Here is a 17923-nt window from a genome sequence, read left to right as displayed (position 1 = left end):
CCTATGTTAGAGCAAATTTATTTAGGAGTTAACGATGGAACGAGTCGCAAAAATATTCAAAAATGGCCGTAATCAGGCTGTGAGGCTGCCTGTTGCATTTGAATTCGACACTGATCATGTTTATATCCGAAAAAATGAAAACGGGGACGTTATTCTCTCTAAAAACAAATCAACTGATAATTGGGACAGTTTTCTCAATATGTTACACACATTGTCCGTTCCTGATGATTTTTTAAATATAAATGAACGCAATCAGGAGATTACACAGCGTGACCCATTTGGAGACATTTTTTAATGTACATGTTGGATACCAATATCGTCAGTTACATTTTTCGGCAACATCCGACAGTCATAGCCAAATTACGCACCGTATCACCCTCAGAAATAGGGATATCCTCCATTACTGAGGCCGAGTTGCGTTATGGCCTGGCCAGACGCCAAAACAGTACCCTTGAGCATATCGTAAACACATTTATTGATTCGATTACAGTTTACGATTGGGATCAAAATGCGGCAAAAGTCTATGGGACGTTACGCGCCGGAATGGAAAAAACGGGCAGAACAATGGGAACAATGGATCAGTTGATTGCCGCTCACGCCCTGAGCCGGGGATTAACTCTTGTTACCAGCGATTCAGCGTTTGGAATGGTGTCTGATTTAACTATCGAGGACTGGACAAAATGAAAATAAGTGGGACCGCGGTCCCACTTATTTTTCAGTCAGGATTCATTCACGAGAAGATAGGCTTAATCCATTCCCCAACGTGTGAGTACTGAAGTGACGACATCTGTCGGGAGGAATTCTTGTTCAAGGCGCCCACGCTGTCGATCAGCTAAATAATGATAAAAATCGGCTTCTTCGTTCAGTAAACCATCTGGAATAGTATCCTGCGCTTTTACCAGTTCGGGAACAGCCTTATCACTGGCATGTTCATCAAATAATTCACGGTGCATCAGCAATGCGGAAAGCGTTGGGTGATGTTTTCTGGCTCTTGCCAGCATCAGAAGCCCCCAAGTATCCATGTCTCCCCAGTAGGCAACGGACTTTCCTTCCAGATCAGGGTTAGATAACCATTGCAAATCAAGGCCGGCACCCAAGATGGCGATGGTGTCAGGTAAAGCCGGTAGCTGATGCTGGCATTGTTCATTTTCAACAACGAGCAAGTGTGAAGCAGGCAGTTTAACGTCAGCCAGTTCTACCGTGGTGACCTTACTTTTTTTGAAGGGCAATAATCCGGGTGACAGCGGTATGACGAGTACCCAATGGTTATTTTCATCAAGCGCATCCAGAAAAGTGGTTAATCCTTGTTTACTGACTTCGCCCGCAAAACGTTCGTCCAAAAGCCGGGTCAGTAATGAGGTATTGTTTTCTATAAATTTTGTATCCACTCCCAGCCCGGACAATAATCTCAATGGCAGTCCGTTTGCACAGCCGGGCGTTAAACGGTTGGCCAGCCCAGCGGCCGTAATAACCTCTTGAGGATTTCGGTGTTGCCAGAGTGAACGGCTTTTGATCAAGAGTGGATGAAAAACCGCATCGACTTGTTCGATAATTTCCTCAAGCAACCTGAACTCACGGCTGACCCCCCGATCTGCGGCAGCATCAATCCACTCTGAAGGCCCGGCCAAAACCCAGCACACTGGCATGGGTACCGGCTCACTACTCGCCCGATAATTCACTAATTCCCACTCGACTCGTCCGGTCTGCACACTCCTCCATGCCTTAACATGTTCCAAAACTTGCCGGGCATGTTCAGTAAATTCCCTTGGGGTGGGTTTACCAATGGGCAGCCGCAAGGGCCAGTTACCCGGAGGGAGTAAGCGTTCCGCCCGGCGCTTTGCGCTATCCCATTGGCGGGCAAGTTTTTTTGCGATGTCGTCAGGAGAGTTCATGCTGCTCTTGCGCTCGCCGTTGGTAGTGATTTTCAAGCTCTTCCCAACTCAGGGAGACCATATTTGAATTCTGGCCGCGTCGGTGGACGACGATAGCCGAGCGAGTATGGTGGCGCAACAGTCGCATCTCTTTGTTAGGGGTGATAAATACCGCGTGCAGACCAAACTCCTTGAGTGCGGCAATGATCCTGCCCGCAACCGCATGGGAACTACGGGAGAAAGCTTCATCAAGAATAATGGTGCCAAAAAGCGGATGGCTGCTGCCCTTGGGGCAAAGCGCATAACTGAGCGAGGCGGTCAGTACGTAAGAGGCAATAATCTCCTTTTCCCCACCGCTACCGCCTTGTGAACCCGTGCGGGACTCAATCACATTACCCGTATGACGATCCATCACCGACACAGCGAACTCCAGACGAAAACGCGGGTCCAGCAACGCCTTTGCTCCCAGCGTTCGATTCCTTTCGCAGGCATCCCGAAGCAACGCAACCAGCGACTGTAAGGCCTTATAATGGCTCTCGCCGTTATCATCAATAAGCCGTGCGGCATTTAACTGACGCCGTGTTTTTTCAAGTGTGCGCAGGCTTTCATGGATCACCTTCTTTGTGACCAGCCGCAGATAGCGATCCGGCTGAAAATCAACCCTGAACATCGTGGCGTTTAGCTCGCTCAGACGCTCTTCAATCATTAACACGGCCTGATCAATATGGCTGAGCAATTGCGTGACGCCATCATCGGACGAGCGGTTCAGGTAGTCCAGAAAGCGCTGGAGTTTTTCAGGCAGGGCTTCTTCGGTCAGCTCCTGCAAACGTTGCAAGTAAGCCGGGATATCGTCCAGATCGGTGCCGACTTCGGCAAGCGCCCCGGTATCCGCGTTTTTGGCAATGGACATGCGCCTGGTCAACTCGAGATTCAAGTCGTGCAGTTTTCCTTTCAGCCCTTCGATTTCACGCTGGAGTTTACCCGCATGCTGGCGTTCAAGATCATAAATATCAGACAGTTGTTCCATTGCCACCGTAGGGAAATGTAAGCCGCTTAGTTGCCGCTCTTCGTCCGTCATACCCTGTTGTGCAACCCGTTGAGCCTGTCGCTCTGCTCCCAAAGCCCTGTCGAGGCTTTTTTCCAGCCCACCGAGCTCTTTATTGGCCTCCTGAAGCTGCTTTTCAATACTCTCCTCAATCTGTCGCGCCTCGTTTAGCAACATGTTGGCGACGCTGACATCAGAATCCGGATGGATTAAGTTCTCCAGCCGTTCCCTTAATTCCGCGAGCTTCTTCATCGCGCCCGGAACATCAATATTATTAAAGTCCAGTTGCTGAATTCGTTGAAATAAAGCGTCCCGGAGCTGAAGCTGGTTTACCTCACCTTTTACCGGCTCAAGCTCTTGAGTGGCGACGGTCATCTGTTCCTGAAGCCTGACAATTTCTTTCGCCAGAAAGGTCATTCGGTCCCGGTTATCAAACCCTGTCAGCCAGTCTTCATCAAGGCGTTTCTGATCCTGTTTGTCGTAAAAACGTTGCTTGCCGGACATGAGTCCCTGAGAGGTCATGGCATGGGGGATCGCGCGTAGCTGTTCAGGGCGGTCAACACAGTGGCGATCAATACCCGCCAGTAGCCCTTTTACTGCTTCCCTCCAGGGATGATCCTTCCACAGCAGTTTGCGGGTGAAACCATCATCAAAAAAACTGACGGAAGCGGATGGCAATTTAACTTCCATTAATCGCACATGCAGGCGATTATGGCGCTGGTTTACCCAGTTTAATGCTGCCGGCGCGGATTCCGGTGAGACAAGGATGCGCAGCCGGTGGCTACCGATAGCGCGTTCAATGGCGCCACGCCATGAAGCTTCTTCCGGCTTAACCTGAACCAGTTCTGCCACGAAAGGAAGCTCCGCCTCATCAATATCCAGAGCCTTTGCCAGCTCACTGCGGAACGCCTGATAATGAGCTGGGAGGTTAGAGTCCGGACGCTGCGCAATCTCGGCGCTTTCCGCCTCTAATTGACGAAGTTGCTCGGCCACGTTGTGCTTGAGTGCCCCTTTTTGATACACCTCATCTTGTTTTAGCTTGATCTCATGGCTGAGTTGCTCTCGTCTGGCTCCGGCTTCATGCTGGTTCGCCTCTAGCTGCGATTGAGTCAATGCGGAGGGGAGTTCGAGATTATGGGTCAGTTGCTGGTACTGGTGTGCCAGTGTTTCTCGCTGGTTGAGGGTGTTTTGCCAGTCGTCGATACGGTTGTTCAGCTCATCAATACTTGCGCCGCCAACCTGTAGATAACGCTGTAGGCAGTCGGTAGCGACCTTTTTCTGCGATTCAAGCTGCGCCCGCAGGTGCGCTGTGCTGGCTTTAGTCTCATCAAGTTCGGTTTCAAGGCGGCTGACTTCTTGTTGCCAGAGATGGCTTGCCTGCTCCGCAAACCAGACAGGTAACAGCGATTCCAACACCCGTTTGTCAGCAAGCTGCCTTTGCTGATCTTGGTGCTTTTCCCAGCTAAGGGCGATAGGTTGTAAGGATCGTTGTTGCTTGCGAGCGGTTTCCAGCTCCTGATGTATCTCGGTCAGGTCATCAAAACTGTTGGCGACTTCTGCCGCTCGATCAAAAGCAGAGTGGTCGTCAAGCACCAGCTCGCGGAAAATTTCATCAATACTGTTTAGCTGCTTTAATCCTGCGGCACGGTTTAGCAAAGTAAAGGCGTTTTCGCCTACGTCGAAATAGTCTCTCAGCCGCGCCAGATATTGTTTTTTATTCGGCCATGCCCAGATCCCGGTCGTTTCTTTTTCCATTTTCCTTAGCAATCGCATGCCGCCGTCGTGATAGACATTCAGCCAATATTCAAGCGTCTGTTCTGGGTTATCGCTGAATAGCCAAAGCCTTTTCATATCCGTCACGCTGGAACTGGTGGTGTCAAACCACAGCAGCGCTCCCAGACGTACCGTTTGCCCTTTGCGCTCTAGCGTTGCAGCAATCCCCGTCACGGTTTTTCCCGGTCTGGCGATATGTGATTGTCCCTCTCCCCCGTCACCGGGGCCGGAGACTCCCCGCACGTAAGAGATCAAATCCCGGTCGCTTTCATGCCCGTCCGTTGAAGCCAGATTGTAGCGGGGATTAGCGCAAAGCAGTGTCATCAGCGCGTCTACCAGCGTGGTTTTACCGCTTCCGGTCGGGCCAATCACTGCCGTGCCTGCCTGATTGATGGTTGCCTGATGCAGTCCCTGAAAGCCACCCCAGTTAAACAGCTCGATACGGGTGAGAATAAAAGAGTCATCTCCCATCAGGTGTATCTCTTGATTCATGCTTCCTCCTCGCTGTTATCGTTTTTGGATGTGTCATCCGGGGGTATCCGGTGGGCGACCTGCTCCCGCAACCAAACCAATAATGCTTGAAGATTTACCGGATCAGCGAGATGGGCAATGACGGGTCGAATCGTGATCCGTTCATGGGCATCCGGCGATGTCACTAACCCATGGCCTTTCAATTGATCCAACAGATTAATCAACCGGGTTCGTTCTTTTGATTCACTGCCCGGATCGCCAAGGTACAACTGTAATTGTGGAAGCAGGTCGTCTATGGCTATCTGCGCCTGATTAGCGCCGGTTCCACTCTCTTGTTCCCAGGCGATAAAATGCTGGCGCAAGATCGCAACCAACAACGATTGTTCCAGATTGAGCCGCTGCCGCCGCACGAGTGGGTGCGACCATTCATCCTGTTCCTGTACATCATCAAGCCTGACTTTGACATACAGCACACCGCGGATCTCATCGATACCAATGTCCAGATCGAGGGGTTCCAAAATTCGGGTGACTTCTTCAGGATGGGTCAGCACAGCGCGGTACAGGTTGGGTTTATTGGCCTCTTCCAACAGACCAAATTTAAGCAGTTCTTGAGCGGCCTCCCGTATTTTTTTCTGGGTTCGTGTTTCGCTGCCAGTGATGTTTTCTTCTCTATTATCGGTCAAATCATGCTCGGTTAAATCGTCACTTTGCAGAGTTGAATCACTGTCAGACCCCGCTGCATTACGCTGCTTAATCAGTCGGTCAAAAATTCCCGCCATGCTTGTCACTCCCAGTCAATATCTTTCAGTGCCTTGCTTTCCAGCCCTGTGGTGGGGAGATCGAAGCGCCAGAGGTGATCTTCATCATCACGAAGTTCAACATATTCACGTTGATCATCTCTCACGTCGATACCCGCTTCTTTTGCCATGCCAATCCAGAAGGCAAACGTTTCGAGATCGTGAACCGGTGGCAGCAATATCGCCAGTTCAGCAAGGCTGACGGGCCTATTCTCCTTCGCGAGTACCTGTAATGTCTGACGGAGCAACGCTTCTCGATCCAACCCATTAAACGCATCCCAGAAATCATCACCGATTTGTGCCAGATCGGCAGCATGGTGACTCAGATCAAGTGTTTGCTCTGCTTCATCATCGACCTCTTTGAAACGAAGGCGCTCAATAATAGGGAGCCCCCCTACAGCTACGCCAACCGCAGGAAGCGGCACTTCCTTTTTGCGTACTGCCTGACGCTGCCAGTCAAGGTTTAATGCCAGATTAAAGAATTCATTAAGCAAATGCCCGACGCGATGATGTTCCGCTGCGAGGCCGGTTTTCATAAACCCCCGAACATCGCGTTCGCTGCGAGCCCGCGCCTGAAGTACCGTTTGCGACTCATCGACCAGTCGCTTTACCAGCCAGCGCAGATCATGGCGCTGTAGGCGGCTCAACGCGTCAGAAGCGGCAGGGTGACTAAGGATCACACGCAATCGTTCACTCATTGCGGTCAGTTCAGCAGACTGGCGAAGTTGTTGTTGAAAACTGTCAAACACCCTCCCTTCGGGAGTATTGAGCAGCGCCTCCTGATCGTTGAGCAGACGATCAACGATTTCCCCACGATGATATTGCTCGCCAATAATCGATTGCCGGAGAACACGGTCGGCTTCACGCCAGGAATCTTCAACCCGCCGAAAATCGGCTCTCAGGCTGGTGGCCAGATTGAAGACTTCGCGAATATGTTCAATGGCCTGATGTGGCTCCAGTACCTCAATGTGTCCTGCTTCTGCTTCTTGCAACTCGCGTTCAAGATCGGCTATTCGGCGGCGTAACACAGAAACCCGGTTTGCCGGATTAGGATTAAGATGGGTTTCCAGATTTTCGATTTCTCTTTGTACCGTGGACAAACGAGAGGCGGTTGAAGTCATGAACCGGTTATCAAGCGTCTCAACAAACGCGATGGAAATCTCAAGCGCATCGGTTGCAAATAGACGCCCATCACGCTCGACAATTAAACGGCGTTTAATCCATTCCCGTAGTTCACGGCTTGCCTGGAGAGGAAAATTATCCTGATTAATTTCATATTGCTCTTGATTGGCGTGATCCATGAGGATGTTAGTAAGCTGCACAATCGCCTCTTCAAGAGGAATACCGTCGTTTGATTCCTCAAACAAGGTTTTCAGACAGCTTAAGACAAGCGGTGCGCGTCGGGTGGCAAGCAGTAACCAAGCAGGATGTTGATTTCTTGCCGAAATATAACTCTCTGTACGTTGCTTGATCCTTTCTTCCATAATCGTAGGGCTTTTATCAATGTTGGGTAAGATGAGTAAGTAGAGATTATTCAGTGTAATATTGTTTTATCAGTGATGTTGATTAATAGAGTGACTCCAATCACGAAATAATCGATCGAATCACTATAAATAATCAAGATGCTTCTGAACCACTGAAAATACTTCAGCTTATATTCTGCAAGTGATGTCTTAATACTACAAGCTTAGTACTACAACCCTCATCCCACAGTGAATCAGGTAATACCCATCATAAATACATTCATAATCATATATATTTCATTTAAGCAATATGTGGATACTGTTAGCAGACAATAGAATAAGACCAATGCTAGAGGTATCTAAATATGGGCAATTCGTGGTCTCGCTACTATTCTGAATCCGAATCGAAATGTTCAGACCCCAAATATGCACTAACAAAAATTGCGGCTCATTTCAATTCCCCGGAACACATGCTTTTTTCATCCAACGATTTTGATGAAGTGAAATCGATGGTCGGGCGGGTCATGCAGCCTCATCAACTTCATATAGTGGGCAACAATCAAAAGCTGGACGCCAGAATGCACTATATTCCGCTGGGGGATATTTCCATGAGCCGGCTGCGTTACCGTGCCAGTGTTGAAATCACTCCAGGGGAGTTGAGTTCGTTTTTCCTTGTTCAAATGCCGCTGGCAGGCTGTGCCGACATTGAAAGCGGTGACCAATGCCTTGATTCCACCCCCAATATGGCTTCTGTTCTCAGCCCCAACCAGCACACCGCTATGCGCTGGAATGCGGATAACGACCAGTTTATGGTCAGGATCTCCCGCTCCTTGCTGGAGCGAACCCTTGTCGGCCAATTGGGGCATCCTCTGGAACAACCGCTGGTATTTGAGCTGGGATTTGCATGGCAGCGCTGTCAGGCTTGGCGCTGTTTGATGCCTTATCTGCTGGAATGTACCACCCAAGTCCCCGATATCCTGCAACACAAACTGATTACCAGCCAGATAGAACAATTAATTTCCGTTACCCTGCTGTCTACCCATCAGCATAATTACAGTGAAACCCCCGCCAACCACCGCTGTTCCATTCGCCCGCGACATGTCCGGCGAGTACAGGAATATTTGCAGGCGCACGCCCACGAACCCATCACCGTAGAGCAGCTTGCCCAAGTGGCAGGCGTCAGCCTGCGCAGCCTCTACTCTGGTTTCAAAGAATTTCTGAATATCAGCCCGATGCAGTATTTACGTGACCTGCGCATGGAACATGTCCGCACCGAACTACTGGCAGGAGAAGCCGCCAGCGTCACCGGTGTCGCCCTGCGTTGGGGATTCGCCCATATGGGACGCTTTAGCGCAGAATATAAAGCCCGCTACGGTGAGACACCGAGTGAAAGTTTGAGGCGTGGGTGAGAACCCGCGCCCAATAAAACAGGCACGGTAAATACCTTGGTTACGATTGCATTCAAGAGTCATTGCGCGTTTTGAGGCTTACTTAAACGTTTATCAATGTAAATAAGCGGATAATTCTTTGATTAAAATGACCTCTGGCAAAGAACATCCACCAAGGATATTCATTACTCACTCATAAGGACATCACCCATGCAACTTCAAGCAGGGCAGAATATTGTTTTATCCACGACCTCTCTTCGGCTCACTCTCTCTTACCCAACAACCGCCTCTTTTCACAGTGAAATCGATGCCTCCGCTTTTCTGTTAAATGCCAGTGGGAAAGTCAGGGGAGACAGTGATTTTTACTTTTATAATCATCCTGCCGCCGCCGATAACAGTCTGGTTTTAGAGACATTTCACCAACACAGCGTTATCACGCTGGATCTCAGCAAAATAGAGGCCAATGTGAGCAAAATTGCTATCACGCTGGTCATCGATGGTTCGGATTCAGTTGCCGGCCTCCAGCAACTGAAATTTGAAGCCCAAAATATTGCGACTTTCACCATTGCAACAGCGGACAGAACTGAAAAGTCTATGATTGTTGCGGAAATTTATCGGCATGCCGGCAACTGGAAACTTCGTGCGCTTGGGCAAGGGTTTAATGGTGGTTTGGAGCCTTTGGCGGTTAATTTTGGTGTCGATGTGGAGCAACCCGCTCCGGCAAACCCGTCGCCGACCCCAACGATCAGCCTTGAGAAAAAGCTACAGGATAAAGCGCCACGCCTCGTCAACCTTGCCAAAAGTGCAACGGTCAGCCTGAGCAAGCATAAACTGCAATCCATCAAGGCACGGGTCGCGTTTGTTCTTGATGCGTCCGGATCGATGAAAAGCCAATTCAAAAAGGGCAATGTTCAGGCTGTCCTGGATCGCATTGCGGTACTGGCCGTGCAATTTGACGATGACGGCGCAATGGATGTCTGGGGTTTTGCTGAGAAACACAAAAAATATCAGGATGTTACCCTTGATAACCTTGATGGCTATATCCATGCCATCCAGACCGCCACAAAGCACTCCCGATGGGAAATTCTCCCCGGTCTCGGTGCGGTAAACAATGAACCGCCGGTCATGGAAGAGATTATCGACTTTTTTAAAGACAGTGATCTACCTGTTTATATCGTATTTATTACCGACGGAGGGATCAGTAAGACCCGCCAAATTAAAGATGCTATCCGGCGTTCAGCCAATTACCCTATTTTCTGGAAGTTTGTTGGCTTGGGGGGATCGAATTATGGCATCCTCGAAAATCTCGATAATTTTACTGATCGTCGTCTGGATAATACCCAATTCTTCGCCATCGACAATTTTGCCACGATGAAAGAAGATGTCTTATATGATCTGTTATTGACCGAGTTTAAAGACTGGCTCGACGCCGCTGCTGCCGAACGTATCTTGTCTTAATAAATCACGATCAGCGCCCCAAATAAGGGGCGCGATAACTTAAATCTCAAATGCGGTAGGAGTCAGGGTTATGTCCACATTAGCAAATGAACGCATCACCACGCGAGTCAGTTCCGAGACCAAGGAATTACTCGAAATGGCACTATCATTATCAGGCTACACCAGTCTGAATAGTTTTATTACAAATGCTGCTGTAACAGAAGCTAAGCGATTGATTGAGCAGGATATGCGCATTAAATTGTGTCGGGACGATGCACTGGCGTTTGTCCATGCGTTGGAAAACCCCATTGAGACAAACGAACGTTTCCTGCGTGCTGCTCGTCGACATAGAGAAACGATAAGCAATGAAGATTGAGCGTCTCGATAAAAACAAACACAATAGAAACCATTTTGATTGTGGTGAACTGTTTATGCCGCTGGCTGTTGCAACAAAGATGCTCAATCACCCCAGCCTGGCATAAAGTTGTTCAATTTCCTTTTTCCAATTCGCCTGATTTTTTGGCTTTTGATGTTTCGGTTTTCTGGCTAAATCTTCTGCCAGATTTTGCTCCAATATCACGATGCGTTGCAGGATCGCTTCCTCATCCGTGAGTATTTCCGCCTTATCAACCGCACCTTCCTGAACTTTAACGATGTCTTTTGGATTCGGGATCACTTTTTGATTAAGTAACTGATAATACCCCTCACTGGAGGTGATTTCTTCCAGCTTGCCATGTTTAATCAGCCAAAAGCGATTGGCGACGTTATCAATAAATGCCCGATCATGCGAAGTGATTAATATTGTCATGTCGTGATCAATCAATTCACTTTCCAATTCCATTTTGCCAAAAATATCCAAGTGGTTTGTCGGTTCATCGAGGATCAGAAAATTGTGTTTATTTAATTTCAAGATCAAAAACATTAATCGGGAGCGCTCGCCGCCACTTAATCGCCCCACTAATTGATTTAAATCCGCATAGTTAAAGCCTGCCGCAATCAATTGCTGTTTACAGGTGATGTCATCGATATTCGGTGTATTATTTCTGACGGCATCGAAGATCGATTCGTTAAGCGGGATTTTTTCCAGTTCCTGATCGAGATACCCCATATTACATTGCGGGGAGAAGGTCATATTTTCGGCCTTGAGATAAATATAAGCCTCAACCAAAGTATGAATAAGCGTCGATTTCCCCACGCCATTATCACCTAACAGGGCGATTCTATCGCCTGGCCGGATATATAAACCATTAATTGAAAATAAAGGATTAAACTGCTCATTGTGTTGATAACCAATCCATTTTTCCCCAATTTGCAGCATATTTTTCGATTTGACCGTGTCGGCATCCAACGATAACCGATAGGTTTCCCCTTCGGTGATTTTGGTCTTACTCTGTTCGAGTTTTTCCGCCCGTTTCGCCATCGATTTGGCTTTTCTGGCCAATTTTTCGTTATCGTAGACTTTCCCCCATATTGCCAAACGCTTGGCACTTTCCTGTATGCGCCGAATGTTCTTTTCTTCTGCTTGCAAGCGCAACGCATCCGCTTCATCTTTTTCTTGCAAGGCAACCAATGCCTGACTGAATGGCAGGGAAAAAGCCGTTAATTGTTGGTCACGCAAGAAAACTGTCTGGTTGGTCACGTTATCCAGAAAGTTGCGGTCATGGGAAACGATAATAAAAGCACTCTTCAGATTTTTATTAAAGAAATCCTCGAAGAATTTCAGGGTATTGGCATCCAAATGGTTACTGGGTTCGTCAAATAAAATAATATCGGGTTCCACGACCGCACTCATGGCAAACATTAATTTGGTCTTTTGCCCGCCGCTGAGATCGGCAACTTTAGTGGTAAAGTCCGTCTCCTGAAAGCCAAAATCATCAAGCATAGAGACGGCCTTATAAGCGCCATATTCATCAATTTGCTTCACTTTTTGGGCAATGGCATCAAGCAACGTCATTTCAAGCAATCTATCGTCAATAAACTGAGAAACCATCTCCAGTCTCAGGCCATTGGCATATTCAATGACCCCATCATCCGGCTTTTCAATACCCGCCAATAGCTTAAGTAAATGGGTTTTTCCCGTACCGTTATAACCAACCAAGGCAATTTTGTCGTTTTCTTTAATCGTGATGGACAGATTATTAAATAGGGGCTTGGCATTAATATTAAAGTTAACTTTGTTACAATGAATCAGCGTTGACATTGATTATGTCCCCATCGTAAGACCTTTATTAATCTCAAAAAGATGATTATTTCAGGTCAAAACTTATATAGACAAAGAAAAACCAAGTCAAGTTATTGGCATAATAAATTCAGGGGTAACAATAAAGCTTTACTGTGTTTTAATGTTATTATTTATCGGATTAATTAAATGATAAAAATAAACGCTACTCATATTGATGAGCAGCGTCTTTTTATCAATATTCTCTCAAAAGGGGATCGCCGCTTTTAAGAAAATCTGTGAACCCGATGGGCGATTATAGACAACAACATCTTTTTGCCATTTTAAGGTCACCAGCCAGCCTTTATCATTGGCATAGCGAACCGAGGGGCCGAAACCCACCGCGCTTGCTTTACCGCTTGCGGCATTGGCACCACGATCATGGGTGATCTGCTGGAAGAGATAGCCACCAACGCCCACGACCAAACCGTTGCCAAATCCCCATCCCAGTGCATAATCCGTATGCAGCGCCTGACCCGATTTCGTTTGGGTGGCCCCGTTGCGGAAGTTGACGTCATACATCACTTTTAAATCGGCGTTGATGCCGTAAGCAGGGAAATAGCTCAGTGCCCAGACAGGTTGGGCTGTCCAATAGTTTTTTCCGAGGCTGGAAGGATCTTTGCGATCGTAGTGGCCTGTCGGCGCGTTGACATTCAAGCCAACCACATAGGCCAAATCAGGGGCGGGATGGTAACCCAGCGCCGGGCCAACGGTGATGTCCCCTAGCCCTTTGCTGTTGTTGTGTTTGCCGGCCGCATTAGCGGTGACATCCAATAACGGCAAAATGGCATGGTAAGCCAATTGGCCGCCAAAAACCGACGTCTCCGTGACCCAAACCAGACGGGGGGCAAGGACGTTGACGTTGACTTTGAAACCCGGAACGGGGATCACATTGCCTTTATCATCCTTAAGTTTGTTATAGTGAATATTGCCGCCATAAAACAGGGCATGAACCCCCGTCGGGGGTAATACACCGGACAAATAATTGTCCAAACCATCAGGATAGGCACCAACTCCCCCTTCTGTCGCCATCGCCGGCGCACTTAACATCGCTAAAAAACCGGGCAGTGATAACACCGCTGCATAAATGAATTGTCTGAATTTTAACGTCATAAAATTCTCCTCTCTATAAAAGAGATGAATGGATACAGGTTGAAATGATGGGCTAATTTGGTCAGCGCCGCGCCAGCCGGCGGGCAACAAGATAGCCGGAAGTTCCACTTAATCCGGGGCCTGGGTGGGTTGAAGCCCCAATATGAAACACATTACTGACAGGGGTCTGGTACCCCTTTGTTCCCTGTGAAGCAGCAAACGGACGTAGCCAGAAAAATTGATCCGGTGAGCAAATGCCTGAGTAGGGATCTCCCCCTGACAAGTTACTGTTTAATGCCTGCAAATCCGCCGGAGAATAGGCTTTTCGGCCAACAATGGAGGAAGAAAAACCGGGCATCACCGTTTCCAGACGCGCCTGAACCCGATCCGCCATCGCTTCACGCACCGCGTTATTCCATTTGCCATCGGCGGGGATCGGGATCTCGCCCAACGCATCCCCTTTCAGATGGGTGGGTAACTCCTGCATCTGCACCCACAAGATCCAACCCCCTGCCGGGGCACGGGAAGGATCAAGGGCGGTCGGCTGCCCGATTGCCAGTGTCGGATGGCCCGGCAGATAACCGTTGTTGGCCTGCGTCACGGACAGGCAGACCTGTTCCATGCTCTCCGTTAAATGGACAAGTGGCACATGGCGCAGTTCAGGCTCACGCCACGGCGGCGGGTGGTTCAAGGCAAAATGCACCTGCATTCCCCCGCGCCCATAGCGATAGTTTTGCGCCCGTTGCCGGACCGCATCGGGAACGTTACCCAGCAAATGACCATAAAGCTGTTGCGGGGTCACATTGCAAACCACCGCTTCACTGGCGTGATAAATCTGCCCCGCAACAATCACCCCAGAAGTGCGGGACTTTTTTCCCCGTTGGTGAGTGATGATGCGGTCAACATGGGCATCCGTGATAAGCTGGCCGCCGTGTTGTTCAATGATCCCTTTCAGCGCGTCGACAAGGCGAATACTGCCGCCTTTCACCACGGGCATTCCCCCGGCAACCACGGCCGCAAAGGTGAGCTTGCCGATCAGCGCGGAACTGGCATCATCCGGCCCTAATCCGGTATGCAGTACCCACGGTGCGATCAGGGCGCGGCTGAAATCAGACTGTAATTCGCGTTCCGCCCAGCGGCGGAATGTTTCCAGCGAGCTACCGGCAAACGCCGTTAATCCATCAATGCCGCGTTTGCGCCATTCAGAAAATAGCAGCTTGAGCATGCCGAAACCATAAGGATTGTGCCCCAATAAACCGAAGATCAGCGCAGCATCCTCATGCAGGATCTGCTGTGCCATGCGCATCAATGCCTCGCCATCATTTGCCCCTGCCGCCACTTCATCAAGCTGTAAGGAAGCGGCCAACATCTCCCGCTTTAAGGCAATGCCTTTGCCATTGGGTTGTACCAATCCGGTTGAATAATCACTGTGCAGAAATTCCACTCCCGCCTTTTCCAATGCCGGCTTGAGTTCTTGATAGGCCGGGCTGCCCAAAAACAGCGGATACCAGCAAGAGAGCACGTCATGGGTGTAACCGGGGAACAGCGCTTCCGTGCGAATACACCCGCCAAGTACGGCATTGCGTTCCAGTACCAAGACGGATTTTCCCCATTTCGCCAACAGTGCGGCACAGACCAGTGAGTTGATGCCACTGCCGACAATGATCACTTGTGGCTTGAACGCTGTCATGGTGTCGCTCCCCAAAAGATCTAACTCGATTCAACTAAAGCCAGCACCCGCAGCGGGCTGCCCGAACCGCCACCAATCTTAAGGGGTGCCGCAATAATGACCGCCCCCGTAGGTGGCAACAAATCGAGGTTTTTCAAACACTGCAAGCCATATTTATTCGCTCCGTGCATCAGCGTGTGGCAGGGATAAGCCAGCGGCCAGCCGTAAGATTGACCGGCATCGGTATTAATGGTTTCGACGCCGAACCCGCGAATATCCCGCTCATGGATCAACCATTCCACTGCGGCCTGACTTGGCCCCGGCGTGTGAGCACCGTCATCACGGATATTCAGGAAGCGCGCCGGATCGTCCGCCCGTTTCGACCAATCTGTCCTAAGCAGCAGCCATGCGCCGGCAGGAATGTGCCCATGCTGTTGCTCCCAAGCCTGTAAAAACTCAACCGTCAAGATCCAGTCTGGATCTTGTGCCACCTGTAGGCTGGCATCCACCACCACTGCGGGAGCGACAAAATTGGGCAAGGGAATGGTATCGACGGTGTTATCGGGCTGATCTTTACCGCTGATCCAGTGTACCGGTGCATCAAAATGCGTGCCGGTATGCTCACCACAGCTAAAATTGTTCCAGTACCAGCCGGGGCCATTTTCGTCATAGTGAGAAATGCGCTCAATGCTAAATGACCGGACTTGTCCAAATTGTTCAGGCAACTGCAAGGCCGGAAAATCGGGAGTTAATGTTTGCGTCAGGTCGATGATGTTGACACTGCCCTGATTTAACGCAGCAACCAACGCACTCAACGGACTTTTCATTCATGTTCTCCTGAGTGTTGTTTATATTTCATGAACGTCATGCAGTCCGGTAAACATACCACCATGAAAAACCAGTGGTTTACCTTCGGTGCCGGCAATGCGCTTGACCTGACCAATCATCAACAAATGATCACCAAGGTGCGTTTGCTGGTGATTGGCGCATACCAATGTTGCTATTGCCCCGCCAATTGAAGGGATACCTTCCGGCGTTTCCTGCACCGCAATACCCTGAAATTTATTTTCCACCCGTGGGCTGGCAAAACGCAAAGCGAGCTCCTGATGGTCATGGCCAAGAATGCTGATCGTGAAATATTCACAGTCACGGAACACCGACAAATTAGGTGAGTGGTTGACCAGACTCCAGAGCACCAAAGGCGGCTCCAGCGAAAGTGACGCAAATGAGTTGATGGTCAGCCCCACATTGCGCCCGTCAGCGGTACGGGTGGCAACAATGGCAACGCCGGTTGGATACTTTCCCAACAGCGTGCGCAGTGTCCTCGCTTCAAACTCGGTCGCTCCCCATTCACTCTCAAACAGCGGCATTGGGTTATTAATGTTCAGGGTATTTATGCTCATGTGGATTTCCCCCGTTTATGCCCGAATTTCTTCAATCAGTTGTGAATGGATATATTCTTCACAGGCATGGGCATCTTCCCACCACGGGAACAGCACCGGAGGGTGGTTGAAAGCATTGGCAAGGGTGCTGGCAAGGGCCGGCAGGCGTTGGGCAGCGCCCAATAACTCCAGAACATGTGGTTTGGGCGGCACCAGCAGGCTGTTGGTCCATTCCACCACGTAATGGCCGTAGTTCCAGAACTGTTCGAAGGTGCCATTCATCCACTCGGCGGTAAAAGGCTTGTCGCCGCGGGCAAGAATGGATTCGTAGTAGACTTTGCAGGCTTTGGTGGCATTATTCGAACCTTGCCCGGTCAGCGGATCGTTCGTGAGTACCGCATCCCCCAGCCCAAAAACGTGACGGCCGGAAGGCAGTGTCAGCACGGGCTTACGTACTGTCGGCGCAAAACATCCCGCCAGAATGCCATTTTCATCGGTCAGCTCGATATGGCGGCACCGCTCAGATTCCCACGGCAGGAAAGTGTCGAGGATATGCTTGCTATAGGCCAGATGTTCCTGCGGAGTTCTGGCCTCTTGCCAGCCATCCATTGCGCCACCCGGAATACCTTCAAACACCATGATGTCGCAGGGACCATTCAGGGTCAGGGCAGGAAAAACAAAATATTCCCCCACGCCTGGGATCAGATTAAACGAAACACGGGAATATTCAGGTGTGGGTAACATTCCATTCACATAGGTCAAGGCCAATGCGCGCTGAGGTTTATCATAGGGAGAGCGTGACGCATCGCGTTCCAGCAATTTCACGATTTCCCCTTTTCCTCCCGCCAAAATCACCAGTTCATGGCTGGCCGCCAAGCGTTCCAGTCCGGCTACATCCACGTCGCTTATCTCCAGATGACCGCCACGGGACGCAAACAGCTCCAGCCAAAATGGCATCTTAAGGCGTTGATCGACCGCTTGCGCATATTTGTCGAGCCGGGCGCTCCACGCAATCGCCTTGTCATGGGGAATTTCAGGATGTGGCACGGTAAAACCGATACCTTCGACGGGCGGGCATTGGGCTTCCCACTGATTCAATCCCAAATCACGCTCAAATTGCAAAGAAGCATCGAACATACACTGGCTCGACATCACCCGGCCATGACGAACATCATCAGGTGTTCGATTGGTGACCACAGTGACTTGATAGCCCTTGTCAAGCAGACCAAGGGCCAGAGGCAGTCCAGCTTGGCCACCTCCAACGATAGCGATACGGCGCATAGTATTTTCCTCTTTTAGTGCAACTGCTTTCAGTGT

The 17923-nt window shown here is 49.7% G+C and carries 15 protein-coding genes and 1 pseudogene; 5 read left to right on the top strand and 11 right to left on the bottom strand.

Annotated features, from left to right (window positions below):
- Positions 1–34 precede the first annotated feature (34 nt).
- Both XDD1_RS02715 and XDD1_RS02710 read left to right on the top strand, forming a co-directional pair.
- Positions 35–295 carry an antitoxin gene (locus XDD1_RS02715; protein WP_045968455.1) on the top strand — a complete coding sequence of 87 codons (261 nt, stop codon included), beginning with the start codon at positions 35–37 and terminating at the stop codon, positions 293–295.
- Positions 295–684, top strand: a complete 390-nt coding sequence (locus tag XDD1_RS02710) for a type II toxin-antitoxin system VapC family toxin (RefSeq protein WP_045968453.1) — start codon at positions 295–297, stop codon at positions 682–684. Before XDD1_RS02715 ends, XDD1_RS02710 begins: the two co-directional genes overlap by 1 nt.
- A gap of 62 nt (positions 685–746) precedes the next feature.
- Here the strand turns inward: XDD1_RS02710 and XDD1_RS02705 are convergent, their stop codons facing one another.
- The 5 genes and pseudogenes from XDD1_RS02705 to XDD1_RS02690 all read right to left on the bottom strand — a co-directional run bounded on the left by XDD1_RS02705 (position 747) and on the right by XDD1_RS02690 (position 7441).
- Positions 747–1892, bottom strand: coding sequence for a Wadjet anti-phage system protein JetD domain-containing protein (locus XDD1_RS02705; protein ID WP_045968450.1), 1146 nt, complete (start codon positions 1890–1892; stop codon positions 747–749).
- Positions 1879–3291 (bottom strand): SbcC/MukB-like Walker B domain-containing protein, encoded by a 1413-nt coding sequence (locus tag XDD1_RS20290; RefSeq protein WP_408068284.1) that lies wholly within the window; start codon positions 3289–3291, stop codon positions 1879–1881. Before XDD1_RS20290 ends, XDD1_RS02705 begins: the two co-directional genes overlap by 14 nt.
- 1734 nt (positions 3292–5025) lie before the next feature.
- Positions 5026–5160: pseudogene (locus XDD1_RS20285) on the bottom strand (ATP-binding protein); the annotation flags it as partial.
- Positions 5161–5177: 17 nt separating this feature from the next.
- A complete protein-coding gene (locus XDD1_RS02695; protein ID WP_084720916.1) occupies positions 5178–5939 on the bottom strand; it encodes a DUF4194 domain-containing protein in 762 nt (253 codons plus the stop codon).
- Between the two features lie 5 nt (positions 5940–5944).
- Entirely contained in the window at positions 5945–7441 is a 1497-nt protein-coding gene (locus XDD1_RS02690; RefSeq protein WP_071827237.1) for a DUF3375 domain-containing protein, read from the bottom strand.
- A 449-nt stretch (positions 7442–7890) separates the two neighbouring features.
- On the opposite strand from XDD1_RS02690, the gene XDD1_RS02685 reads away from it, so the two are divergent.
- From XDD1_RS02685 to XDD1_RS02675, 3 genes are all read left to right on the top strand, one after another.
- Entirely contained in the window at positions 7891–8829 is a 939-nt protein-coding gene (locus XDD1_RS02685) for an AraC family transcriptional regulator (RefSeq protein ID WP_084721105.1), read from the top strand.
- A gap of 189 nt (positions 8830–9018) precedes the next feature.
- A complete protein-coding gene (locus XDD1_RS02680; protein WP_045968446.1) occupies positions 9019–10266 on the top strand; it encodes a vWA domain-containing protein in 1248 nt (415 codons plus the stop codon).
- A gap of 70 nt (positions 10267–10336) precedes the next feature.
- Positions 10337–10621, top strand: coding sequence for a type II toxin-antitoxin system TacA family antitoxin (locus tag XDD1_RS02675; protein WP_045968444.1), 285 nt, complete (start codon positions 10337–10339; stop codon positions 10619–10621).
- Positions 10622–10708: 87 nt separating this feature from the next.
- On the opposite strand, the gene XDD1_RS02670 is transcribed toward XDD1_RS02675, so the two are convergent.
- The 6 genes from XDD1_RS02670 to XDD1_RS02645 all read right to left on the bottom strand — a co-directional run bounded on the left by XDD1_RS02670 (position 10709) and on the right by XDD1_RS02645 (position 17887).
- Complete coding sequence (locus tag XDD1_RS02670) at positions 10709–12445, bottom strand: ABC-F family ATP-binding cassette domain-containing protein (RefSeq protein ID WP_045968442.1); 1737 nt, start codon at positions 12443–12445, stop codon at positions 10709–10711.
- 225 nt (positions 12446–12670) lie between these two features.
- The gene (locus XDD1_RS02665; protein WP_084720914.1) at positions 12671–13576 is read right to left on the bottom strand and encodes a SphA family protein; all 906 of its coding nucleotides are present in this window, start codon (positions 13574–13576) and stop codon (positions 12671–12673) included.
- Between the two features lie 61 nt (positions 13577–13637).
- Entirely contained in the window at positions 13638–15245 is a 1608-nt protein-coding gene (locus XDD1_RS02660) for a phytoene desaturase family protein (protein ID WP_045968440.1), read from the bottom strand.
- A gap of 20 nt (positions 15246–15265) precedes the next feature.
- Positions 15266–16051: a cyclase family protein gene (locus tag XDD1_RS02655; protein WP_045968437.1), complete on the bottom strand. Its 786-nt coding sequence runs from the start codon at positions 16049–16051 to the stop codon at positions 15266–15268.
- A 21-nt stretch (positions 16052–16072) separates the two neighbouring features.
- Complete coding sequence (locus tag XDD1_RS02650; RefSeq protein WP_045968435.1) at positions 16073–16627, bottom strand: flavin reductase family protein; 555 nt, start codon at positions 16625–16627, stop codon at positions 16073–16075.
- Between the two features lie 15 nt (positions 16628–16642).
- Positions 16643–17887 carry a styrene monooxygenase/indole monooxygenase family protein gene (locus tag XDD1_RS02645; RefSeq protein ID WP_045968433.1) on the bottom strand — a complete coding sequence of 415 codons (1245 nt, stop codon included), beginning with the start codon at positions 17885–17887 and terminating at the stop codon, positions 16643–16645.
- Between the last annotated feature and the right edge of the window lie 36 nt (positions 17888–17923).

It is taken from the genome of Xenorhabdus doucetiae, from assembly GCF_000968195.1.
Taxonomy (GTDB): domain Bacteria; phylum Pseudomonadota; class Gammaproteobacteria; order Enterobacterales; family Enterobacteriaceae; genus Xenorhabdus; species Xenorhabdus doucetiae.
The sequence above is the reverse complement of the archived record's forward strand: the minus strand, read 5'-3'. Positions and strand labels throughout refer to the sequence as shown.